Consider the following 24,334-nt stretch of genomic DNA (forward strand, 5'->3'; position numbering starts at 1 on the left):
CCTGTTCCGAGGGTGAAGGAGGGGTGGGTGATGGAGGTCTGCTGCCTCGAGGCACCCCGCGGGAGACGTGGCACGAACGATGGTGGCGTGAGGCCGGAGCGTTGAGGGACACCATGAGCCGGCCTGAGCAAGACCCGCGAACGGAGACTCCCCCTGTCGCCTGGAGCGTGGCGCTGCGCAGTGCCGTACGGGGCAGGTCACTGACGCAGACGATCGTGGCCGCCCTGGCGGTCGGCTCGGTTCTGTTCATGGTCAACCTGTACTCGCAGGTCCGGGACGGCCCGTTCACCTGGGTGCTCGCCTCGCGTGTCGCCCTGACCTTCCTGGTGCCGTGGCTCAACGCGACGATGGGGATCGCGATCGGCCTGCGGAAACCCGGCGCTTCACCGCGCCGCCGGACCTCGCCCGCAGACACGGCCACTCCCTAGGCGTGCCGCCCAGACCTCAACCCGAGCCCAGCCGCTCACCGGCAGGGCCTGTCGAAAGGTGATTCCCATGTCGCTGGTGCCGATCCTCACATCCGATCAGTTCTCATCGGCCGACCAACCCGCCCTCGCCCAGGGGGTGAAGGCTTACGGTGAAGTGCTGAACACTTGGGGCGCCATCGGGAACAGTCCCGGCCTGCTCGCCAAGTACCTCCCCTTCCTCGGGCAGCTCAACGGCCCGGGGGCGTTGGACGGGCGCTTGAAGGACCTGGTCGCCGTACGCATCGCCGTGCTCAACCACTGCCGCTATACCGCGAGTCACCGCTGCACGTCGGCGTTGGCCAAGGGGGTGGAGGTCGACGAGCTCGCGGCCGTTGCGACCGGCAAGCTCGAAGGTTTCGCCAGGCAGGAGCAGTTGGCACTTCAGCTGGCTGAGGAGATGACGGTCTCCCTTCCGACGGTCCCCGCGGACGACGGCCTCACCGGTGTCCCGGCGGGTCTGCGCGACGAAGTGCACCGGGTGTTCGACGCGGCACAGTTGGTCGAGCTGGTCATGTGCATCAGCATGTGGAACGCCTTGTCACGCTTCCATCGTGTCATGGCCTTCGAGCTGGACATGCCGGCGCCGCCCGCACCGGTGGAAGCCCAGCTCTGAAACGTCAGGCCAAGGAGGCCGGTCGGACGGAAGTCCGGCCGGCCTCACGCTGTGCCGGACGAGGAAGGCCTGAAGCCTCTCGGCAGCACTCGTGCGTGACCCCGTCCACCTGTTACCCGTCGCGGCCGTGAAACAGGCCGGCCATTCATGCGCCGGTCGAGCTCCCAATGCCCTGTTACCGGGCTCCCTAACAGAATTGACGGCGCTGTTTCGTAGCGGTTAACACCCCACTAACATCCTGCGGCTAAGCTCAAGGGAATCAACGGCCGAGCGAGTCCCCACTTCTGGGAAAGATGCGCTTTCGTCGATTCTGATCGAGCAGTTCGAGTGCTCAGTCGATAACAGCGCCGATTTCCTGGCTCCTAACGCCTTGAGGCTAAGTTCACAAACGGGTTCGCGGCAGTTTCCCAGTGACGTTCTGTCGAGTGGAACGTGACCGACGGCCGGCAACAACAGTCCATGCACGACGGTACTTGGGTGAAGTGGAGAGGTGGCACTTGATGCGAACTGGCGAGCAGTATCTGGAGTCTCTCAGGGACGGGCGCGTTGTCTGGGTCGGAGGTGAGCGGGTCGACGACGTCACGACCCACCCGCTGACCAGGGCGCAGGCCCAGCGCATGGCGAAGTTCTACGACCTGCATCACGAGCCCGAGATGCAGGACGTCATGACCTTCGTCGATGACGACGGAGTGCGTCGTTCGATGATGTGGTTCACGCACACGGACGCCGCGGGGCTGCGGCGCAAGCGTGTGTATCTGGAGACCGTGGTCCGGGAGCTCGACGGCGGCTCGACGGGGCGGACTCCGTGCGCGAACAACTACGGCCTGATCACCTACGAAGAGGACCCGCAGCCGTGGAGCGACCAGTCCGTGGGCACCGGCGGGCGTGACCTGACCGTCGGCATCCGAAAGTTCCTGGATCAGTTGAAGGAGGAGGACTGGAACTGCGCCTTCGCCTTCATCGACCCTCAGATCGACCGGTCCAAGACACACGCGGCCAAGAGCGCGCTGCGCATCGTGGAGACTCGCGACGACGGCATCGTGGTCAACGGTGTCAAAGCCGTGAGTACCGGTACGCCGTTCGCCGACTACATTCACATCGGCGTCTTCTACCGCCCGGGAATCGAGAGCGAACAGGTCATCTACGGCGTGTGTCCGGCGAACGCGCCGGGCGTCGCGATGGTTTCCCGCGAGGCGACGGTTCGTGACGACCCCGAGAACCACCCGATTTCTTCGGCCGGTGACGAGCTCGAATGCACCGTCATCTTCGACAACGTGTTCATTCCGTGGGAGCACGTTTTCCACATCGGCAGCACCGAGCACGCTTCTCTGTACCCGCAGCGCATTTTCGACTGGGTGCACTACGAGGCGCTCATCCGGACGATGGTCCGGGCCGAGCTCATGGCCGGCCTCGCGATGCTGATGACCGAGCACCTCGGCACCTACCAGCTTCCGCCGGTCCAGGCACGCGTGGCGCGTCTCGTCGAGTTCTACCAGACGATACGAGCCCACGTGATCGCGTCCGAGACGGAAGGGTTCATCTCGCCGGCGGGGCTCTACAAGCCGAACGTCCTGCTCTTCGACTTCGGCCGGTCGTACTACCTGGACCATTACGCGGAAATGAGGAACGAGGTGGTCGACCTCGCCGGTCGTGCCTCGCTGCTGTTCCCCACCGAGGAGCAGTGGAACAATCCCGAGCTCCACGACTGGCTCGCGCCGCTGCAGGCGGGTGCGGTCGGCGAGCCCTACGACCGCATGCGCATCTCGCGTGTCATCCGTGACCTCTTCCTCTCCGACTTCGGCGACCGGGTGAGCACCTTCGAGCAGTTCAACGGGACCCCGTTGCTCCCCACTCGGATGCTCACGATGAAGCGCTCGGAGCTGTCGCCCTCCGGACCGATGGCACAGCTTGCCCGGAAGGTCTGCGGCCTTCCGGAGCCTGAGGCCCCCGAGGTGACGGCTTACACCGAGCAGGCCGAGTATGCCCGACGCCTTGACGGCGTGCGGGCTGAGGGCTCACGGGTCCGCTGAGCCGACGACGGTGCAGGGCGGTCCGCGGCCGTGGCCGGCCGCGGACCGCCGACCTCAGCGTTCTCTCGGGCAAAGGCCCGATGAGGATCAGCAGCAACTGGGCGAGGAATGCCAGCCAGGGCATCTTCGCGTTGGACGGAGGGGTTGACATGGCTTACTACATTGCACGTGCGGCGGATCGGAAGTTCTTCGATGTCGAGGGCGTGCCGGGTCTTCGGCAGGCGCTCCTGGTCGGGCATGAGCAGGGTGCTTCGCACCTGGAGGTGAGCCTGTACAAGCTGGCTCCCGGGGCGACGACGGGCTGGACCCGCTGCCCGTTCGAGGAGTCGTGGTTCATCACGGGCGGAACCGGCGAAGCCGCCTTTGCCGGGCTGCGCTACGAACTCGGCTCCGGCGACTACGGTGTGGCGCCTGTCGGCGTCGCCCATGTGCTGACCGCCGGTGACGAGGGGCTTACGTGGCTCGGAGTACGCGCACCGAAGCCGCCGACGTTCGACGGAGCCCGTAGCAGCATCGCCGCCAAGCCCACTCCGGGTGAGAATCTCGGTCGCCCGTCGGAGACGGACCCCCGGCATCGCTTCGTCGGGCACTTCGAGGACTCGGACATGGCCCCGTACGCGCAGCTGTCGATGCCCGGCTACCACGGTCCCAACGTCAAGAACATCAGCCTCAGGATGATGGTCGACCAGCTCCTGGGGGCACAGCATCACACCGTCTTCGTGTGCGAGATCGCGCCGAAGTCCGGCCCGGGCCAGGCGGCCAAGGTCCACTACCACCCGTTCGAGGAGATCTACTACTTCACCTCCGGCGGCATGCGAGGGACCCTCGACGGCAACGACGAGGTCGTCGAAACAGGCGATCTGGTGTGGGCGGGTACCAACGGCACACATGGGTTCGTCAACGAACATGACGAACCGGCCCGTTGGATCGAAGTTCAGTCGCCGATTCCTCCCACGTCGGATGGGTTCTTCTTCCCGGACGACTGGCGTAAGCTCCCGGAAGAGCACTGAGGATCACGGAGGCGCGACGATCGATGGGTGACTCCGCTCCCGATCGGCCAAGCGGCTCAAAGGGGCCGGGTCGACAGCATCGCGCAATCATCAGGCGAAAACTGGCCATGCCGGAGCCGGCGAAGGACATCGTCGTTCGCGAAAGGCTCAGTCAACGGCTGAGAGGGTTGCTCGACCGCCACACCGTGGTGAACGTCTTCGCGACGGCCGGGGCCGGCAAGACCACGGCAGTGGCTCTGGCCGTCCGCGACCTCGACAGGCCCGTTGCCTGGCTGTCACTCGACGGTACGGAGCAGGCGGCGGGCCGCCTGCTCGTGTACCTCGAGGCGGCCGTCGAAGGCGCCGTCCCCTGCGCAGCCGATGTGGCGTCCGACGCCCTGAGCAGCAGTCTCCACATCGGCGAGGCAGCCGGACTGCTGGCGGAAACCCTTCAGGGGAGTCGGCTCATTCTCGTGTGCGACAACGTGGAACGAATCGCTCCCGACGAGACCTGCATCGCCGTGCTGTCGTTTTTCGCCCGCTACCTGCCGCCCGGCGTCAACCTCGTACTGATTTCGCGCGTCGACGTCAGTCTCGACACGGGCTCGACGAGCGAGCGCGACCGGGTGGGTGAGCTGGTCGAGAGCGATCTCTCTTTCGACGCCCAGGAAGCCGCCGCAGCCCTGCGAACCGTCGGCCGCGTAGACGTGAGCCCGGTTCAGGCGGTTGCGGCGACGGGGGGCTGGGTCACGGGCGTCCTGTTCGAGGGCTGGTGCCATACAAGCTCTCACACGATGGATCCCGATTTGCTGCGGTCCTATGTCGCAGCGAACGTCTTCAACTCGCTTTCCCCGACGGAGAGAACGTTCCTCCTGCACACCAGTCTGCTGGAAGAGGTGTCGGTGGGCGGCGCCCGGGCCCTGGGCCAGGAGAACGCGGCGCAGGTCATGGCGGACCTCCGCGCCCGGCACCTCCCCGTGACGTGGTCCTCGGACGGTTCGCGTATGGCGCCGCACCCGGTGTTCCGCGACTTCCTGCTCGAGGCTCTGGGCCGGGAGGACGCCAAGACGATCAGCGCCGTGCGTCGCAGGCACGCCGAGCTCCTGATCGCGCGCGGCGAGCACGAGGAAGCCATCGACGAGTTGCTCCTGCTCGGCGACCTGGAGGCGGCCGGGCGGCTGGCTGCCGTAGCCCTCCCCAGCCTTGTCGCCCGGATGGACTTCGCGCCGGCGGCACGCTGGCTCGATGCACTGGGGGCGTTGGCTGGGACTCCGCCCCCGGAGATCGGATCGGTCATCCTGCGCGTCGCGTTCGCACTCGAGCAATGTGACCGCGGAGTGGAACTCGTCGATCGCCATGGATACGACTGGCTTCCCAAGCCGGAGACCCCCGACTTCGAGGAGGCCCACGTCCTGGCCTGTTGGTGTCTTTGGCACCATGGGCGGATCGAGGAGGCGCGATCCATCGCCGATCAGCTGCCCCCGGGCCGGAACCGGCACATCGCGTTCACGCTGATCGCAATGGCCACCGGCGAGGAGCCACCGCCCTTCCCCGAGTACTCGACTACGCCGTCCGGCCCGCTCGACGGTCTGCTGATGCGGCTCGCCTTCCTGCGCGGTCGCCTTGAGGGACTCGACGACCCGGGATCGTTCGATCCGTGGCGCACGATACTCGGCGGCCCTTGGGCCGTCGCCGCACTGCGCGCCACCGGGCGACTCGACGCCGCGATGGCGATGTTCGAGCCTCGCCGTGGTTCATCGCAGCCGGTCTGGCTGCATGCCGTCGACGCTGTCGATCTCATGCTCGACCTCGGCCGGGGAGACGAGGCCTGCGCCTCCATCCAGCGAGGCAGAGAGCTCATCTCGGCAACCGGCTCGCAGGTGTACAAGAACATGAGCCTGCTCGTCGAGGCCAAGCTGTGGCTGCGCCTCGAGGGTGACACACAACGTGCCGACGGCGTGCTGGCGGAGGCGGCCGCCAACGGATCCTCGGCGTACACCCTCACACGGGAGACGTGGCAGATGTGGTCGGGTCTGTCGATGCTTCTGCAGAACAGGGATGCCGAGGCGCACGACTACCTCGCGGAATGCCTCCGCAGCATGCAGAAGGGAGACCGCCATCTCGATCTCCCGACGGCCGCCGTGTACCTTGCCGAGGCGCAGTGGCGCCTCGGACTCGAGGACGAGTCCGACGCCACGGCCGACCTCGCGATGGTCTCCGCCTCGGCACATGGAACACAGCACCTGCTGCTGACGGCCCTTGCCGACGTCCCGTCGGTTGCGGCGAGAGCTGCGGACACCAAGTCCAGTCGTATGTCGCCCTGGCACGAGATCCTCGCCGTCCTCTCCGGCCAGCATCCCGTGCGCGTGCACGTGAGTACGCCCCGACTCGTCCTCGAGGAGTTCGGCGAGCCGGCCCTCATGGTCGACGGAAACCTGACCCAGCCTCGGCTGACGAAGAGTGTCGAGCTCCTCAGCTATTTGCTCTGGGCCCCCGACCGCAGGGCTACCCGCGAAGAGCTTCTCGGGGCGCTCTTCGGTGGCCGCAATGATGCTGCCGGCCGCAGCTATCTGCGGCAGGCGCTCTACCGGCTTCGCGAGGTACTGCCCGACGGCTTGGACCCGGCGCAGGACGGTGACGTCTTCCAACTGGTCGGCCCCGCGTTGGCCATGGGTTCGGCGCAACAGGCGGTCGACCTCGTCGCCCAGGCTGGGAGACAGGACGGAGAGATCCGTCTCCAGACGCTGTCGCGCGCCCTCAGCAGCGCTGAGAGGGGGCCCTACCTTGCGACGGTTTCAGGTGAGTGGGTCGCCGAGCGTCGCATCGTTCTGTCCGAGACCTTCTTGGCGGCCCGAGTCGACGCAGCCAGGCTCGCCTATCGAATGAACCGATATCGCGAGGCGAAGGAACTGGTCGACCGCGTGCTCCGCGAAGATCCGTACCGCGAGCAGGCATGGCAGCTCGCCATCAGGCTGGCGCATGCCAGCGGCAGCGATGACGCCGTGCTGGCGCTTTACCAGCGGTACGTCGCGCGGATGCGGGACCTTGGCGTGCCGCCGTCCGACGAGGTCCGCCGGCTCGTCATGCAGTTGCGCCGATAGGCCTGACCGATTTCGCGTCGGTAAACACGTCGTCAGTCACACTCAGGGCACCTGATGACAGGAACGCTCAAGCCATCTCGTTACAGGCAACGGAGGGCATCATGGGTGCATCGACCACGCAGGAAATGAGTGTTATCTATCGCGGAGCAATGGCGAGGTTCACGACCGGCGTCACGATCGTGACCACCAGGACTCCGAACGGGCCGGCAGGGATGACGGCCAGCGCTGTGGCGTCCGTTTCACTGGATCCGCTCATGCTGCTGGTGTGCGTCGGAAACACGCTTGCCACCAGGGACGCGATCTCCGGCTCCGGAGTCTTCGCCGTCAGCGTCCTTTCCCGGGGCCAGGAACGGCACGCGCTTCAGTTCGCGAGCCGGTGTGACGACAAGTTCGCCGGCGTCGGGCTGCGAACCGACCACGATCTCCCCGTGGTTGACGGCTCAGTCGCTCACTTCGCCTGCAACGTGAAGGAAGAGATCGCCGGGGGAGACCACACGATATTCATCGGCGAGGTGGTCAGTTGCGGCTACTCCGCCGACTCGGACCCCCTTGTGTACTTCGGTGGGAAGTTCGGCAGCCTCTGCGATCTCAATTCCCATGCGCAGCTCGCGTTCGACTGGCAGCTCGCTGCGTCGATGTAGCGGGAGGCCGCCGAGGCGCCCGGGCCGGCCATGCGCATCACCTCGCATCGTGGCCCGGGTGCGATCAACAACCCTGTGCGCATGTCGCGCACCTCATACCCAGGAGATGAACGTGGACGTATCCGTGCTGGGTCTCGGTCAGATGGGATCCGCCATTGCCGAACGACTCATCAGCGCGGGCCACAAGGTCAGCGTCTGGAATCGGTCGAAGGGCAAGGCGGACGGCTTGGTTGCCAGGGGCGCGTTCGAGCTGGACGCGCCCTCCGAGGCGTGGGCCCGGTCGGATGTCTGTATCACGATGGTCGCCGACTCCCACGCCTTTGCCGATGTCGCGCTCGCACCCCACGGCGGGCTCGTGCACGCCGCAGCCGGCAGGGGGAAGACGCTCATCGACATGAGCACCGTCTCGGCCGAGGTCTCCGGTCACGTGGCCGCCGCGGCCGCCGTCGGCGGCGTCCGGTACCTGCGCGCTCCGGTGAGCGGAAACCCGGGTGTCGTACGTGCCGGGAACCTCACGATCCTCGCCTCGGGCGAGGAGGCCGTCTTCACGTCCGTCGAAGGTCTCCTTCGCGACATCGGTCCCCATGTGTTCAACGTCGGCGAGGGGGACGCTGCCCGCATCATCAAGCTGGCTCTCAACCTCATGGTCGCCGGGACTGCCGAGCTTCTTGCCGAGTGCGTCGCCTTGGCCGAGGCTCACGACGTACGACGGGACAAGCTTCTGGAGGTCGTCGGAGCCTCGGCGGTGGCGTCGCCGTTGGTCAAGTACAAGATCGGGCCTCTCCTGGCGGACGACTACACATCGACGTTCAGCTCGCGGCTCATGCGCAAGGACTTGGACCTGGCCCTTGAGTCGGCGGCAGCCGGCGGGGTTCCGCTGCCCGTCACCGGCGTCGTGCAGCAGCTGCTTCAGGCGTGCATATCGACCGGCTTGGGTGAGCTGGACTTCATGGCCCTGCTCATCCGGCTGCAGCGTGAGGCTGGTCAGACGTCTGCCTGACCGGCGTCACTGAGCCCTTTCAGCGTTGACGCTCCAGGGTGAGGACGGCCTTGGCGATTGACGTCATTCGATTCGGGCTGCATCGCGCCTTGCGGAAGATCTTCCAGGTCTTCAGGCGGGCCGGTCCGCGTTCGACGGCTGCCCGGGTCCGCGACAGCGCTCGGTTGACGGTCTGCTGGGTCGGGGTCAGCTCGCCTCCGGGAGGGCGCCGTCGTGGGGTGGTGACCCAGGAACCGGCCCCGATGTAGGCGCAGTCGGCCAGGATCGGAACGCCCTGGCGCTCGCAGATCCGGATGATCCGGTGGGTGCGGGCGGCGGTCAGGTCGTGGGTGCGTCCGGGCAGGGCCGGGGAGATCCACAGCAGTCGTCCGTCCGGGTCGCTCACCAGCTGCAGGTTCACTCCGTGCCGGCGGTGCTTGGCGGAGTAGTCGCTGCGGCTGTCGCCGACCCGGTCGCACTCGGCGAGCGTGCCGTCGACCAGCACGTAGTCCGGGTCCGCCTCGCGCAGGGCCTTCAGCAGGCCCGGTGCCCGCTCGGCGAGCAGGCTGACGGCGGCGAGGTGTAGGCGTGGGCCGTGCCGACCGAGATCTGGAAGGCCGCGGCGATCTGTGCCAGGGGCTCGTGCTTGCGCAGGTAGACCAGAGCGACCAGCGCACGCTGGGACGGACGGAGTTTGCAGCGGCGGTCACCCTCACGGGTGACGATGAGCATCGTGAGCCACTCGACGAGAGCGTGCGGCAGGTCGAGTACGGCAGGATGGGGAACCAACAGGGCTCCAGCGCTGATGAGTTGAGACTTCGAACACCTCCCTCAACAGCACCGGGGCCCTGTCGGTTTCGCACCCGCAGCCCGTCACCCGATCGGTGGCCACCCTGAAAGGGCTCACTGACGACTTTGGTGACGATCCACCGTCCAGCAGTTTCTTCGTCTGCTGGTGGTACGCCCTGTGCGGAGCTGTGACCGGGCAAAACGATGGTTGGGCCTGCGGTGCACGGAGTGTTGGCCCGCGTGTGGTCCGGATCTTGGGCTTGGTTTGGTTGGCATCCTCCCCCTCTTAAAAGAGGGGGATTCCAACCCAGTTGGGTTGAGGTTCACGGACGCTCGACCGCTGTGTGGGCGGTGTCGTCCCTCCGGCACAGGCTGAGCGCCCGGGGCGGGGGATTCCGCCCTGTCCTGCCGCGACGTTGTTGGCCGCGTTCTCGTCCGCGTTGCAGGTGAAGCCGCAGGATACGCAGACGAACTCGGCTTGGCTCTTGCGCGAGTTCTTCTCGCACCAGTCCTTGCGCCGGTCCGACTCCCGGGCCTTGACCTTGGCGTACTCGGCGGCCTTGGCAGGGCTGCCCTTGGGCGCGCGTGCGGCTCGGCGCTGGTGCTTGCGGATCTGCGCGCGTTCGTGTCGGGTCTGGGCCTGATGCTGGGCGGTTCGGGTGTAGTGGCGGTGGGCGATGCCGCCGGTGAGGATGATCTCCTCCGGCGGACGCCGCAGCGCGGCCTCGCCCAGCTCGGGCAGGGTGCCGTGGTCGAAGGAGAAGATGAAGTACGACTTCGGCTTCACCTCACCGCCCTCGTTGTCGCTGAGCGCGGACGGGTCGAAGGCCACACCTCCGCGGAGCAGGTCCTCTTTGAAGACGGCCTCCCGCGGCACATGCGGGAAGCGCTCCATCAGATCCTCGACGAGCGCGGTGCGGCTGCCCATCACGTGTCTCCTCCTTGTGGCGATTCCCTGGTGCGACGTTCGACATCTCACGGTATGCCCCCTGCCTCCTCAGGTGCGCAGCCGGGTCCGGCACGGCATGGATGTGTCCGGCATTTCGGGTATCTGGCTGCCTCTGACCGGCGCCCACCGCATCGGCGCCGGTCACCGCAGTGATGTGATGGCCCCGACGTTCTCGACACCTCGGAGAGGGGCCGCCGTATGACCGGGACCGTGACCAACTGGGCCGGCAACATCACGTACACCGCCAAGGAGCTGCACCGCCCGCCCACGCTGGACGCGTTGCGCTCGCTCGTCGCGGACAGTGCGCGGGTGCGGGTGCTGGGCAGCGGGCACTCCTTCAACGCGATCGCCGACCCCGGCACCGAGGGCGCGCTGGTGTCCCTGACCGCGCTGCCGCCCGGGGTCGACGTCGACACGACGGCCCGTACGGTACGGGTCTCCGGTGGCGTCCGGTACGCCGAACTGGCCCGCCGGGTGCACGACCACGGTCTCGCCCTGCCCAACATGGCGTCCCTGCCGCACATCTCGGTGGCCGGCTCGGTGGCCACCGGCACCCATGGTTCGGGGGTCGGCAACGCACCGCTCGCGGCTGCCGTACGGGAGGTGGACCTGGTCACCGGCGACGGTACGACGGTGACCATCGGCCGGGGCGAGGAGCGGTTCGGCGGTGCGGTCACCTCGCTCGGCGCGCTCGGCGTCGTCACCGCGCTCACCCTCGACCTGGAGCCGGCCTTCGAGGTCGAGCAGCACCTGTTCACCGAACTGCCGCTGGCCGGGCTGGACTTCGAGACGGTGATGGCGGCGGCGTACAGCGTGAGCCTGTTCACCGACTGGCGCGAGCCGGGCTTCCGGCAGGTGTGGGTCAAGCGGCGCACGGACCAGCCGCTGCCCGGCTTCCCCTGGGCGGCGCCCGCGACCGAGGCGCTGCACCCCGTGCCGGGGATGCCCGCCGTCAACTGCACCGAGCAGTTCGGCGTGCCCGGGCCGTGGCACGAGCGACTGCCGCACTTCAGGGCGGAGTTCACGCCGAGCAGCGGCGCCGAGTTGCAGTCGGAGTACCTGATGCCGCGCGCGTACGCCGTCGACGCGCTGCACGCGCTCGACGCGATCCGTACGGTCATGGCGCCGGTCGTGCAGACCTGCGAGGTGCGGACGGTCGCCGCCGACGATCAGTGGCTGAGCCCGGCGTACGGACGGGACACCGTGGCCGTGCACTTCACCTGGGTCGAGGACGTGGCGGCCGTGCTGCCGGTGGTGCGGCGGGTGGAGGAGGTGCTGGAGGCATTCGAGGCCCGGCCGCACTGGGGGAAGGTGTTCGCGGTGCCGGGGGCGCAGTTGCGGGAACTGTATCCGCGGCTGGGGGACTTCCGGACGCTGGCGAAGGAGCTCGATCCGGCGGGGAAGTTCACCAACGCCTTCGTCCAAGCCATCCTGCGCGACTGACTCCCCGACTTTCTCCACCCCCTTTCCTAACCCCTTGTCGAAAGGCGCACCAGCCCATAGCCTTGCGCCGCGCCGGTGCCGACGTCGTCCCGGCCTGGTCTGGAAGGGATGGGGGCACCTGCGGTGAAGACTCCGGAGCTGTGCTTTCCCGGGGGACAACCCCCGGATCTCCGGCCGAAGTTCAGCGACCGGTGCTTGTCAGTGAGGGGAGTTCGATGAAGCGCAGCACGTCACGCGACATCCGCACCGCGAACCGCTACGAGGTGCTGCGCCAGATCATCGCCACCTCCCCCACCTCACGGCAGGAGCTCGCCGCCGCGACCGGCCTGAGCCTCGCCACGGTCGCCACGCTCGTCGGGGAACTGCTCGACCTCGGGATGATCACCGAGGTCGGGTTCGAGGACTCGGCGGGCGGCCGGCCGCGCGGCCTCGTGGCCGTCAACGGGTCGGGCGGCGCACTGATCGGCGTCGACATCGCGGAGACATACGTCCATGTCGAGCTGTTCGACCTCGCGCTGACCGTGCTGGCCCGCGCCGACGAGGACATGCGGCCCGGCGAGAGCCGCCCGGAGCAGGTGGTCAGCCATGTCGCCGCCGCCGTCGGCTCGGTGGTCGCGCAGGCCGGGATCGAGGGCGCCCGGGTGCTCGGCGTCGGGGTGAGCGTGCCGGGGCAGGTGGACCGCGACACCGGTGTCTCCGAGTACGCGCCCAACTGGGACTGGCACGACGTGCCCCTGCTCGACCTGCTCGCCGAGCACATCGCCTACCCCCTCTACCTGGACAATCCGCTGCGCGCCTGCGCGGTGGCCGAGCTGTGGTTCGGGGCCGCGCGGGGCCGCGGCGACGCCGTCGTGGTCAACCTCGGGACCGGGGTCGGCGCCGGGCTCGTGCTGGGCGGCGGGCTGCACCGGGGTGTCAGCAACAGTGCCGGCGAATGGGGCCACACCACCCTCGTGCTGGACGGCCGGCTGTGTCACTGCGGCAACCACGGCTGCGTGGAGACCTATGTCGGCGCGCCCGGAATCATGCAGCACCTGCGGGAGTTGAGCCCCGGCAGCACCCTGCTGCACCCCGAGGACCAGACCGCCACCATCGACGCCCTCGCCCGCGCCGTCACCGCGAACGACCCGGTCGCTGTCAAGGTCGTCCGGGACACCGCCCGTTATCTGGCTGCCGGCATCGCCGATCTGGTCAATCTGTTCAACCCCGAAGTGGTCGTGCTCAGCAGCTGGGTCGCGGCCACCCTCGGCGAACCGCTGCTCGCCGAGGTGCGCGAGGCCGTCGCCCGGCACGCGCTGCGCCGGCCGCTGGCCGCCACCGAGATCGTCCTCTCCCCGATCCCCACCGACCCGGTCTCCCTCGGCGCGGCGACGTTCGCGCTCGAGGGCGCCCTGCAGTCCGTCGGGCAGAGGAGTGCACGACGTACCACCACCCCCGCAAGGAGCCGTACCGCACCACCTTCATGACGACGGAAGGGATGCACGTTGCGCACCAGCAGATCGATCCTCACGACAGCCGCGGCCGCACTGGCTGTCTCCGGAGCCCTGATATCCGCACCCCCCGCAGGCGCCGCCGACTCCGCACCCGCCCAGGTCTCCCCCCACGCCGCCCAGACCATCGACAACATCGGCGCCTCGGGCGCCTGGTGGGTCAACGATCTCAAGAACTTCGACCCCAAGGTCCAGGCCCGGGTGGCGAAGCTGCTGTTCTCCTCGAAGGGCCTGGACCTGAGCAGCTACCGCTACAACATCGGCGGCGGCGGTACGGCGGTCACCACACCGTCGCGCGCCCCCGAGGACTTCCGTAACGACGACGGAACGTACGACTGGAGCAAGGACAACGGCGGCCGTACGTTCCTCAAGTACGCCGCCGCTTACGGTGTCGAGGACCTCATCGCCTTCGTCAACAGTGCGCCCGCCGAGTGGAAGACCAACGACAAGAGCTGCGGCGGCTATCTGAAGGCGGAGAACGAGCAGGACTTCGCGGAGTACATCGCCGACGTCACCGACCACTTCGCCGCGCAGGGCGCGAAGTTCGACTACATCAGCCCCTTCAACGAGCCGACGAACAGCTTCGACAGCTGCGGCCAGGAGGGCATGCTCGTCGACGTCCCGCAGCGCGACGACATCGTGCGGGCGCTCGGCGCCGAACAGCAGGACCGGCACCAGAAGACCGGCATCATCGCCGACGAGTCGACCAGCACGGTGAAGTTCAACGACGAGGTCCCACAGTGGATCTCGCAGCCGGGCACGGCGCAGTACGTCGACAAACTGGCCCACCACACCTACGACAACCCGTCCGACGCCAACCGGGCGAGGGTGTACGAGACGTCCAAGTCGGTCGGCAAGACGTCCTGGTCCACGGAGATCTGCTGCTTCGGAAAGGGCGGCACCGGTTGGGCGCAGGAGTACGACCCGACCATCGACGGCGGCCTCAACCTCTCCCGGATCATGTACAAGGACTTCGCCGTCGCCCACGACTCGGCGTTCCACTGGTGGGTCGCCCTGTCGGAGATGATCGGCACCGATCCGTACGCGAAGAACGACCAGGGCTGGAACGACGGCCTGATCTACTACGACCCGGACTACGCCACCAACGGCAACCAGACCCTGTACTTCACGAAGCGGTACTACGCGCTCGGCCAGTACAGCAAGTTCGTGAAGCCCGGCGCGGTCGCGCACAACGTCACCGGCGCGCCCAGCAGTGTCGAGGTGAGCGCGTATGACAGCAAGGGCAAGTGGGTGGTCGTGGTCAACAACCACAACGCCACGGAAACCGCCCTCGATCTGAACTTCAACAGCAAGTCGCCGCTGCGGGCGAGCAAGGCCGTGCGCACCTCGGCGGACGAGAACTGGGCGAACGTCGCGAAGCCGGCGGTGAGCGGTTCGACCGTGTCGGCAACGCTTCCCGCCCGTTCCATCACGACGTACGTCCTCGACCAGAAGGGCCGCGGCAGCTCGGCCGTCACCGGCGCCTGGCAGGGCGAGCAGTCCGGCAAGTGCCTGACGGCGGATGCTTCCGGGGCGGCGATCGGCACCTGCACGGGCGGCGCCGAGCAGTCGTGGTCGTATGACGCGAAGGGTGGCCTGAAGGGCGCGGGCGGGTATCTGACGGCCGGGACTTCGGGCCTCACGAGCGCCGCCGAGTTCACGGGTGACGCCGCGCAGCGCTGGCTGCTGAACTCCAACGGGCAGATCGTGAACGAGGCGTCCGGGAAGTGCCTGGACGTCAGCGGTCAGGCGACGGCCGACGGCAGCCAGGTGATCCTCTACAGCTGCACGGGCGGCACCAACCAGGCCTGGTTCCAGCAGTAGTTCATCCCTTGTGAGGGTCGGCGGGCCGCCGGTGCGGTGGCCCGCCGCTCCCTCACGTTCGGCATCCCGAACCTTACGCAACGCTTCGAACAGGCTTCGTCCAACCCCTTGCCGAAGCCTTAACCGAAGGTTAACGTCCCGCAGCGCAAGTCCATTTGAGCCATCTGGCGCTGAGCCAACCGAGCCGCAGCCGTACTCGAGACAAGGACGTCAGCATGTCGGCATTCAGCAACACCAACTGGGACCGCCGATCCGTACTCCGGGCCGCCATGGGCCTGGCCGCCGCCGGCGGGCTGGCAGCCTGCGGGAGCAACAACGGGCGTGGGGGCGGCTCGGGTTCGGGCACGAACCTGGTGCAGTACTTCCACGCGTACGGCGAGGCGGGGACCGAGCAGGCCATCAAGAAGTACGCGGCGGCCTATGACAAGGCACGGGTGACCACACAGTGGATCACCGGCTCGAACTTCGAGAGCAAGCTGTTCTCCGCGCTGCTCACCGACAACGCGCCGGACGTCTTCGAGTTCCACCCGCAGATCCAGCTCGTCAAGAGCGGCCAGGTGGCGGATCTGAGCGACATCATCAACCCGGTCAAGGACGACTTCAACCAGGCCGACATCGCCTCGCACACCATCGACGGGAAGATATGGGGCGTCCGTATGATCGACGACCCGCAGTTCTTCTACTACCGCAAGTCGATGCTGGAAGACGCGGGCATCGAGCCCCCCGCCACGCTGGACGAGCTGGTCGAGGCGGCGGCCAAGCTCACCACCGACAAGGTCAAGGGCGTCTTCCTCGGCAACTCGGTCACCCCGGTGATGAACCCGCTGATCTGGTCGGCCGGCGCCGACACCCTCGATGACAAGAACCAGATCGCGTACCACACGGACGCGGTCGCCGAGGGCCTGGCCAAGCTCCGCACGATGTTCAAGAGCGGCCACATGCTGCTCGACGCCCCCGCCGACTGGTGGGACCCGTCGGCGCTCACCCAGGGCCTGGTCGCCATGCAGTGGTGCGGCATGTGGGCGATGCCGGTGATCCAGAAGGCGCTCGGCGACGACGTCGGCATCATCCCGTTCCCGTCCTCGGCGGACGGCGCCAAGCCCGCGGTCACCAACGGCGGCTGGTCGATGTTCGTCAACGCCAAGTCGAAGCACCTCGACGAGGCGAAGGAGTACGTCAAGTGGCTGTGGATCGACCAGAAGGAGTACCAGGAGGACTGGTCGCTCTCCTACGGCTTCCACATCCCGCCGCGCACCTCGCTCGCCGAGTCCGCCGACAAGCTGAAGTCGGGTCTGGCCGCCGAGGGCGTGAAGCTCTTCAACGAGTTCGGCCACTTCGACAACCCGGCCTGGACCCAGGCCATGATCGTCGCCCTCGAAGGCGTCATCGCCGACTCCGTCCGTAAGGGCGGAAACCCGGAGGCCGCGCTCGACAAGGCCGACAAGACGGTGAACCGCGAGCTGAAGAAGCTGTTCGGATAGGCCGGCGGACGGACCACGACATGTCGACCACCACCACGCCCGGGGTCGCCAAGAGCCCCGCCGCCGCGCAGACCCCCTCGGTCCCGCGGCGGCGCGGCATCCGCGGCCGCACCCTCAACTTCTGGCTCTTCACCGGCCCGTTCCTCATCGGGCTCGTGATCTTCGTCTACATCCCGATCGGCTGGAGCGCCTACCTCTCCTTCTTCGAGGCCCGCTTCACGGTCACGCCCAGCGAGTTCATCGGCTTCGACAACTACAAGTACATGCTGACGAACGACAAGTTCGTCGACTCCCTCGTCACCTTCACCGTCTTCGCCGCGATCGTCGTACCCATCACCTGGGCGCTCTCGCTGGGCCTCGCGCTGCTGGTGCACCGCATCCGGTTCATGAAGGCGTTCTTCCGGTCGGTGTTCTTCCTTCCGACGGCGGTCAGCTTCGTCGCCGCCTCGCTGATCTGGAAGATGTCCATCTTCAGCGGCGTCCGCTTCGGCCTGATGAACACCGTCCTCAGCTGGTTCGGCATCGACAACATCGCCTGGCTGGCCAACCCCGACCCGCCCTGGTACTGGCTGGTCATCGTCACCGTACGCCTCTGGCTCCAGGCCGGCTTCTACATGATCCTGTTCCTGGCGGCGCTGCAGAACATCCCGAACGAGCTGTACGAGGCCGCCGCCATCGACGGCGCCAAGCCCGGCTGGCAGACCTTCCGGTACGTCACCCTGCCGCAGCTGCGCGCGACCTCGACGGCCGTGATCCTGCTGCTGCTCGTCGCCGCCTACCAGGCCTTCGACGAGTTCTTCAACCTGCTCGCCAAGACCACCTGGGGCCGCCCGCCACTGGTCGAGCTCTACTACACCGCTCTCGGCGAGAACCAGGACTACGGCGCCGGCAGCGCGGGCGCGATGATCCTGACCCTGCTCATCTGCATGGTGACCCTGCTCCAGGGCAGGATCATGGGCTTCGGAAGGGGTGAGGAGTCCAAGTGACCACCACCACGCCCACCGTCAGGAAACCGCGCAAGATCAAGCGCGGCGGTGTCCTCGGCTCCACGGGCCTGTACATCGCAACCGGTATCGCAGCCTTCCTCTTCCTGGTCCCCTTCTATCTGATCGTCCGCAACGCCCTGTCCACGGACGCGGAGATCACCGGCGAGAACTGGAAGTTCTTCCCCACCGACATCCAGTGGGGCAACTTCACCGAGCTGTTCGACGACCCGACGGTCCCCTTCGCCCAGTCCCTGTGGAACTCCACGGTCGTCGGCGTCCTGCACACCATCGGCACCCTCCTGGTGTGCTCGCTCGCCGGATACGGCCTCGCCCGCATCCCGTACAAGCACGCCAACAAGATCTTCTACGCCGTTCTGGTGACCCTGATGGTCCCGACCGCCGTCACCTTCGTCCCCAGCTTCGTGCTCGTCTCGTCACTCGGATGGGTGTCCACACTGCGCGGACTGGTCATTCCGGGGCTGTTCAGCGGTTTCACCTGCTTCCTGTTCCGGCAGTACTTCCTGGGGTTCCCCAAGGAGCTGGAGGAGGCGGCACGCGTGGACGGACTCGGCTACTGGGGCGCGTACTGGCGCATTGTCGTGCCCAACTCGCTGAACTTCTTCGCCGCCATCGCGACCATCACGTTCATCAGCGGCTGGAACGCCTTCCTGTGGCCCCTGGTCATCGGCCAGGACCAGGAGGCGTGGACGGTGCAGGTCGCGCTCTCCTCGTACATGACCAACCAGACCGTGAACTTCCATCTGATCTTCATGGCCACCGCCATTTCCATCCTGCCCCTGGTGTTCGTGTTCCTGTTCCTGCAGCGCTGGCTGGTCCAGGGCGTCGCACAGACCGGCATCAAGGGCTGACCTAGGAGACCGATGTCCTTCCGCACCACCTCCCCCACTCTCGGCTTCGCTCGAGCGGGGGCACCCCCATCCATCGACTACGTCGAGGACGTCGCACCGGGCAGCGGGGCCCTGCCGCCCCGCGCCTGGTACGCGTCCTCCGACGCGGCCTCCCTGTCCCTCAACGGCACCTGGCGCCTGCGCCTGTCGCCGACCGCCGACGCCGAGGACGACTCCTTCGCCGAGCCCGGGTACGACGCCGGCGCCTGGGCGGAGGTCGCCGTCCCCGGCCACTGGGTCCTCCAGGGTCACGGCTCACCCATCTACACCAACCACCTCTACCCCTTCCCGGTCGACCCGCCGCACGTGCCCACCGAGAACCCGACCGGCGACCACCTGCGGGTCTTCGACCTGCCGGACACCTGGCCGGGCGACGGCGACGCCGTCCTGCGCTTCGACGGCGTCGAGTCCTGCGCCCGCGTCTGGCTCAACGGCACGGAGCTCGGCCAGTTCAAGGGCTCCCGCCTGCCCCACGAGTTCGCGGTCGGGCACCTGCTGAAGCCGGCCGGCAATGTGCTCGCCGTCCGGGTCCACCAGTGGTCGGCGGGCTCGTACCTGGAGGACCAGGACCAGTGGTGGCTGCCGGGCATCTTCCGTGACGTCACCCTGCTGCACCGTCCGGCGGGCAGTGTGCGCGACTTCTTCGTGCACGCCTCCTACGACCATGTCACCGGCGAGGGCACCCTGCGCGTCGACTCCGACGTCGAGGGCCGGGTCACCGTGCCCGCCCTGGACATCGATGTCGCGACCGGCGAGCCGGTGACGGTCGCGGTCGAGCCGTGGAGCGCCGAGACACCTCGGTTGTACGACGGCGAGCTGGTCACGGGAGGCGAGCGCGTACCCCTGCGCATCGGCTTCCGCACGGTCGTCCTCGAGGACGGCCTGATCAAGGTCAACGGCAAGGCGATCCTCTTCAAGGGCGTCAACCGCCACGAGTGGCACCCCGAGAAGGGCCGCGCCCTCGACCTGGAGACCATGCGCGAGGACGTGCTGCTGATGAAGCGGCACAACCTCAACGCCGTCCGCACCTCGCACTACCCGCCGCACCCGGCCTTCCTCGACCTGTGCGACGAGTACGGCCTCTGGGTGATCGACGAGTGCGACCTCGAGACGCACGGCTTCACCGAGCAGGCCTGGCGCGACAACCCCGTCGACGACGACCGCTGGACCCCGGCCCTGCTGGACCGCGCGGCCCGCATGGTCGAGCGCGACAAGAACCACCCGTCCGTCGTGTTCTGGTCCCTCGGCAACGAGGCCGGCACCGGGCGCGGGCTGACCGCGATGGCCGAGTGGATCCACGGCCGGGACCCCGACCGGCTCGTGCACTACGAGGGCGACATCAACTGCCGTGACACGGACGTGTACTCGCGGATGTACGCCTTCCACGACGAGGTCGAGAAGATCGGCCGGAAGCTCGACGGCGGCACCCATCAGCGCCGCGAACTCCCCTTCATCCAGTGCGAGTACGGGCATGCCATGGGCAACGGCCCCGGTGGACTCGCCGACTACCAGCGGCTGTACGAGGCGTACAACCGGCTCCAGGGCGGCTTCATCTGGGAGTGGATCGACCACGGCATCAAGCACCCCGAGCTGGGCTACGCCTACGGCGGCGACTTCGGTGAGGAGCTGCACGACGGGAACTTCGTCTGCGACGGGCTGATCTTCCCGGACCGTACGCCCTCCCCCGGGCTCGTCGAGTACAAGAAGGTCATCGAGCCGGTCCGTATCGAGGGCGACGGCGCGGACGGCACCGTACGCGTGACCAACAAGTACGACTTCGCCGACCTGTCGGCGCTGGCCTTCGAGTGGTCGTACCAGGTGGACGGCGAGACGGTCGAAGCGGGCGCGCTGTCGGTGCCGGCCCTCTCCCCCGGCGAGTCGGCCGACGTGAAGCTGCCCGAGCCGCCGGCCGACGCGCGGGGCGGCTCGGAGACCCAGTGGACGGTGCGGGCGCTGCTGGCGTCGGACACGGCGTGGGGCCCGAAGGACCACGAGGTCGCGTGGGGCCAGTTCCCCGTCTCCGCCCGTCCGTTGCCCACGGTGGCCGCGACCGACCGCCCCACCGCGAGCGAGCAGCAGATCCACCTCGGCCCGGCCGCCTTCGACGCCCGCACCGGCGCGCTGAAGACCATCGGCGGCGTCGAGGTGAGCGCGCTGCGCCTGGATGTGTGGCGGGCGCCCACCGACAACGACGACGGCGCCGAGTGGCAGACCGACACCCGGTACGGGCTGTTGTGGCGCAAGTACGGTCTGCACCGTATGCAACACCGCCTGGATGCCGTGGAGTCGGGCGACGACGCGCTGACGGTACGGACCCGGGTGGCGCCCGCCGCCTGGGAGGTGGGCCTGAGCACGGTGTACCGCTGGACCTCCGACGGCACCAGGCTGCGGCTGACCGTGTCCGTGGCGCCGGAGGGCGACTGGACGGTGCCGCTGCCCCGGCTCGGCATCCGGTTCGCTCTCGCGCAAGCAGACGCTGTGCGGTGGTTCGGCGGCGGTCCGGGTGAGGCGTACCCGGACACCAAGTCCGCATCCATGCTGGGTCGTTGGCACTCCACCGTCGACGAGCTGCAGACCCCGTACGTCCGCCCGCAGGAGAACGGCGCCCGCGCCGACGTCCGCTGGGTGGAGATCGGCGGCCTGCGCATCGAGGGCGACCCGGAGTTCTGGTTCACCGCCCGACGCTGGACGACCGAACAACTGGACGCCGCCCGCCACCGCACCGACCTCACGCCGGGCGATACGGCATGGGTCAACCTCGACCACCGCCAGCACGGCATCGGCTCGCAGTCGTGCGGCCCGGGCCCGCTGCCGCAGTACTTCCTGCGGGCGGAGCCGGCGGAGTTCTCGTTCGTGTTCTCGACCGCCGAGTGAGAAGACCGTAAATCGATTGACCGATTGATCGACTTTCCGACACTGTCGGGACGTCGCCAGCGGCCGGTCGGCAGACATGCCAACCGGCCGCAATTTGTGTTCGTCACAAGGGAGTTGATGTCCATTGAGTGGCAGCATCGAGGTTCGTGACCTCTCCCGAACCTTCCACACCACCGTCCGCCGCCCCGGTTTCGCAGGCGCCCTTCGCTCGCTGGTCAACCCGCAGAAGGTCGCCAAACACGCCGTCAGCGACGTGACCTTCTCCGTCGCCCCCGGTGAACTCCTCGCCCTGCTCGGCCCGAACGGCGCCGGCAAGTCCACCACCATCAAGATGCTCACCGGCATCCTCACCCCCACCGCGGGCGAGGCAAGGGTCGCGGGCGTGGTGCCGTACGAGGAGCGGGAGCGCAACGCCCGCAACATCGGCGCCGTGTTCGGGCAGCGCACCCAGCTGTGGTGGGACCTGCCGGTGCGCGAGTCGTTCGCGATCCTGCGGGACGTCTACGAGGTGCCGAAGGCCGAACACGCCGCACGCCTCAAGGAGTTCGACGACCTCCTCGACCTGTCCTCCTTCTGGGACACCCGCGTACGTCACCTCTCCCTCGGCCAGCGGGTGCGCTGCGACCTCGCCGCCGCCCTGCTGCACGACCCGCAGGTCGTCTTCCTCGACGAACCGACCATCGGCATGGACGTGGTGGTCAAGGAGCAGGTGCGGGAGTTCCTGCGGCACCAGGTCGAGGAGCGCGGCCGTACGGTCCTGCTCACCACGCACGACATGACGGAGGTCGAGCGGCTCGCCGAACGGGTGGTCCTGATCAACCACGGCCGCCTGATGCTCGACGGCACGCTCGACGAGATCCGCCGCAAGTTCGGCTCCACCTGGCAGGTGCGGGCCACGCTCGCCGACGCGCACACCGATGCCGTACCACTGCCGGGCATCGCGCTGCTGCGGCAGGACGGCCCGCGGGTGGTGTTCGGCCCGGACGGGCCCGAGGCGCCGACCGTGCACCAAGCGCTGCGGGCGATCATCGAGCGTTACGACGTGACCGACATCGCCATGGACGAGGCGGATCTGGAGGACGTGATGCGGACCGCGTACGTCCAGGCAGTGGGCGACGCCTGATGGCCGTCCTGCACGCCTGGCGAGCCGCCCGCGTCACACCACTCGGCGAGCTGCACGCCCCACCGCGCATCACCGCGGCCCTGCTCCGGCTGACGGTGCAGGTGGTGCTGGTCTGGTCCCTGTGGCGCGGGCTGTACGCGCAGACCGGCAGCACCGCCGGACTCGACCGCGACCAGGCGGTGACATACGCCGTCATGGCCGTACTCGCCCTGCGTCTACGGGAGTTGGACCAGTACGCGGGCCGGGACACCGTGCTCCAGCACATGCACTTCGGCACGATCGTGTACTGGTACCTGCGCCCGCTGCCCCCGCAGCGCTACTACGCGCTGCGGGCGCTGGGCGAGCAGTTGTACGGCCTCGCCTGGGCGCTCACGGGATACGCCGTGTGCCTGGCGGCGGGTGTCGTGGAGCCTCCCGAATCGCCCGCAGTGGCCGGCGTGTTCGCCATCAGCATGCTGCTCGGCCAGTGGGTCCTGTACTACGTCATGCTCGTCATCGACCAGCTGTGTTTCTTCACGCTCCGCAACGGCGCCGCGATGCTCATCCTGATCTTCGCGCAGAACCTGCTGGCCGGGGTGTACGCGCCGCTGTGGTTCTTCCCGGACTGGTTCATCACGCTCAGCGGCTTCCTGCCCTTCCAGGCGACGCTGAACGTGCCGCTGTCGCTGTATGTGGGCCGGATCCCGCTGTCCGAGGCGGGAGCCGAACTCGCCGTACAGGCGGCATGGGTGGTGGCGCTGGCACTGTTCACCCGGCTGGTGTGGTGGCGGGCAGCCCGGCGTGTGATCTCGCAGGGAGGCTGACAAGGTGAACGCGGTGCGTATCGTCTGGCGGATCACCCGCCTCAACTTCCGCGCGCAGCTGGAGTACCGCTCCGAGTTCCTGATGATGATCGCGATCGGCGCGGTCTGGCAGGTCTCGGTGATCGTGTTCGCGACCGTGCTGCTCACCCGGTTCACCGGGATGGGCGGCTGGGACAGCTCGGACGTGCTGCTGATCCCGGCGACGCGGATGCTGGCGCACGGGCTGTTCGTGCTGTTCCTGGGCCGGGTGCACGGTCTGGGCCGGCACATCCAGGAGGGGAGGATCGACGTGTACCTCCTGCGTCCCATGCCGGTCTACCGTCAGGTCCAGCTGGAGTTCTTCCCGACCAACGCGATCGGTGACCTGACGGTCGCGGCGGGCCTGATGTGGGGCGCGCTGGCCCGCTCCGACCTGGACTGGACGGCGGGCCGGATCGGCTATCTGATCGCCGCGGTCCTCGGGGGCATGCTCCTGGAGGCGGCCCTGTTCACGGTGGTGGCCTGCGCGTCGCTGCGCTTCCCGGCCGCCGACTACTGGGGCCGCTGGCTGGAGGAACTCCTCGGCACGTTCGGCAGCTACCCGCTCAACGTCCTCCCGAGGGCGGTGGGCGGCCTGCTGACGTACGGCCTCCCCCTCGCCTTCGTCGCGTACTTCCCGGCGGCGGTCCTCACCGGCCACGACACGAGCGTCCCCCACTGGCTGGCGGCGGCGTCACCGCTGCTGGGTCTGGTCGGGTACCTGGGGGCGAGGCTGCTGTGGCGGTGGAGTCTGAAGCACTACGCGGGGGTGAACGGCTAGGGCGGTACGGCCCCCTGGGGCCGGGTCCGTGATCTGTTCCGACGC

17 protein-coding genes and 2 pseudogenes are annotated in these 24,334 nt (G+C 68.0%); 17 read left to right on the forward strand and 2 right to left on the reverse strand.

Annotation, left to right across the window (positions count from 1 at the left end):
* Positions 1-167 precede the first annotated feature (167 nt).
* From StrepF001_RS32035 to StrepF001_RS32065, 7 genes are all read left to right on the forward strand, one after another.
* Positions 168-428 (forward strand): hypothetical protein, encoded by a 261-nt coding sequence (locus StrepF001_RS32035; RefSeq protein ID WP_129801674.1) that lies wholly within the window; start codon positions 168-170, stop codon positions 426-428.
* Between the two features lie 67 nt (positions 429-495).
* On the forward strand, positions 496-1,080 hold the full coding sequence (locus tag StrepF001_RS32040; protein ID WP_129801675.1) for a carboxymuconolactone decarboxylase family protein: 585 nt from the start codon (positions 496-498) through the stop codon (positions 1,078-1,080).
* A 500-nt stretch (positions 1,081-1,580) separates the two neighbouring features.
* The gene (locus tag StrepF001_RS32045; protein WP_206307004.1) at positions 1,581-3,110 is read left to right on the forward strand and encodes a 4-hydroxyphenylacetate 3-hydroxylase N-terminal domain-containing protein; all 1,530 of its coding nucleotides are present in this window, start codon (positions 1,581-1,583) and stop codon (positions 3,108-3,110) included.
* A 149-nt stretch (positions 3,111-3,259) separates the two neighbouring features.
* A complete protein-coding gene (locus StrepF001_RS32050) occupies positions 3,260-4,120 on the forward strand; it encodes a cupin domain-containing protein (RefSeq protein ID WP_165396421.1) in 861 nt (286 codons plus the stop codon).
* Positions 4,121-4,227: 107 nt separating this feature from the next.
* Positions 4,228-7,200 carry a BTAD domain-containing putative transcriptional regulator gene (locus StrepF001_RS32055; protein ID WP_240797775.1) on the forward strand — a complete coding sequence of 991 codons (2,973 nt, stop codon included), beginning with the start codon at positions 4,228-4,230 and terminating at the stop codon, positions 7,198-7,200.
* Positions 7,201-7,301: 101 nt separating this feature from the next.
* Positions 7,302-7,841 (forward strand): flavin reductase family protein, encoded by a 540-nt coding sequence (locus StrepF001_RS32060; protein ID WP_129801682.1) that lies wholly within the window; start codon positions 7,302-7,304, stop codon positions 7,839-7,841.
* A gap of 106 nt (positions 7,842-7,947) precedes the next feature.
* Positions 7,948-8,841, forward strand: coding sequence for an NAD(P)-dependent oxidoreductase (locus StrepF001_RS32065; protein WP_206307005.1), 894 nt, complete (start codon positions 7,948-7,950; stop codon positions 8,839-8,841).
* Positions 8,842-8,860: 19 nt separating this feature from the next.
* Here the strand turns inward: StrepF001_RS32065 and StrepF001_RS32070 are convergent.
* A pseudogene (locus tag StrepF001_RS32070) lies at positions 8,861-9,609 on the reverse strand (transposase family protein).
* A gap of 679 nt (positions 9,610-10,288) precedes the next feature.
* A pseudogene (locus StrepF001_RS32080) lies at positions 10,289-10,537 on the reverse strand (radical SAM protein); the annotation flags it as partial.
* A 219-nt stretch (positions 10,538-10,756) separates the two neighbouring features.
* On the opposite strand from StrepF001_RS32080, the gene StrepF001_RS32085 reads away from it, so the two are divergent.
* The 10 genes from StrepF001_RS32085 (at position 10,757) to StrepF001_RS32130 (ending at position 24,289) form a co-directional block, all read left to right on the forward strand.
* Positions 10,757-12,001 (forward strand): D-arabinono-1,4-lactone oxidase, encoded by a 1,245-nt coding sequence (locus StrepF001_RS32085; protein WP_129801686.1) that lies wholly within the window; start codon positions 10,757-10,759, stop codon positions 11,999-12,001.
* 215 nt (positions 12,002-12,216) lie between these two features.
* Positions 12,217-13,467 (forward strand): ROK family transcriptional regulator, encoded by a 1,251-nt coding sequence (locus StrepF001_RS32090; protein WP_129801687.1) that lies wholly within the window; start codon positions 12,217-12,219, stop codon positions 13,465-13,467.
* An 18-nt stretch (positions 13,468-13,485) separates the two neighbouring features.
* Entirely contained in the window at positions 13,486-15,315 is a 1,830-nt protein-coding gene (locus StrepF001_RS32095) for a glycoside hydrolase (protein WP_129801688.1), read from the forward strand.
* 215 nt (positions 15,316-15,530) lie between these two features.
* Entirely contained in the window at positions 15,531-16,796 is a 1,266-nt protein-coding gene (locus tag StrepF001_RS32100) for a sugar ABC transporter substrate-binding protein (protein ID WP_129801690.1), read from the forward strand.
* 20 nt (positions 16,797-16,816) lie between these two features.
* Positions 16,817-17,782 (forward strand): sugar ABC transporter permease, encoded by a 966-nt coding sequence (locus StrepF001_RS32105; protein ID WP_129801692.1) that lies wholly within the window; start codon positions 16,817-16,819, stop codon positions 17,780-17,782.
* A complete protein-coding gene (locus StrepF001_RS32110; protein ID WP_129801694.1) occupies positions 17,779-18,651 on the forward strand; it encodes a carbohydrate ABC transporter permease in 873 nt (290 codons plus the stop codon). The genes StrepF001_RS32105 and StrepF001_RS32110 overlap by 4 nt, the downstream gene beginning before the upstream one ends.
* 12 nt (positions 18,652-18,663) lie before the next feature.
* Entirely contained in the window at positions 18,664-21,564 is a 2,901-nt protein-coding gene (locus StrepF001_RS32115) for a glycoside hydrolase family 2 TIM barrel-domain containing protein (RefSeq protein ID WP_129801696.1), read from the forward strand.
* A 124-nt stretch (positions 21,565-21,688) separates the two neighbouring features.
* A complete protein-coding gene (locus StrepF001_RS32120) occupies positions 21,689-22,687 on the forward strand; it encodes an ATP-binding cassette domain-containing protein (RefSeq protein WP_129801698.1) in 999 nt (332 codons plus the stop codon).
* Positions 22,687-23,490, forward strand: coding sequence for an ABC-2 family transporter protein (locus tag StrepF001_RS32125; RefSeq protein ID WP_129801700.1), 804 nt, complete (start codon positions 22,687-22,689; stop codon positions 23,488-23,490). Before StrepF001_RS32120 ends, StrepF001_RS32125 begins: the two co-directional genes overlap by 1 nt.
* A 4-nt stretch (positions 23,491-23,494) precedes the next feature.
* Complete coding sequence (locus StrepF001_RS32130) at positions 23,495-24,289, forward strand: ABC-2 family transporter protein (protein WP_129801702.1); 795 nt, start codon at positions 23,495-23,497, stop codon at positions 24,287-24,289.
* Positions 24,290-24,334: the final 45 nt, after the last annotated feature.

Origin of the sequence: Streptomyces sp. F001 (genome assembly GCF_004187715.1) — a bacterium.
In the GTDB taxonomy this organism is placed as follows: Bacteria; Actinomycetota; Actinomycetes; order Streptomycetales; family Streptomycetaceae; genus Streptomyces; species Streptomyces flavusporus.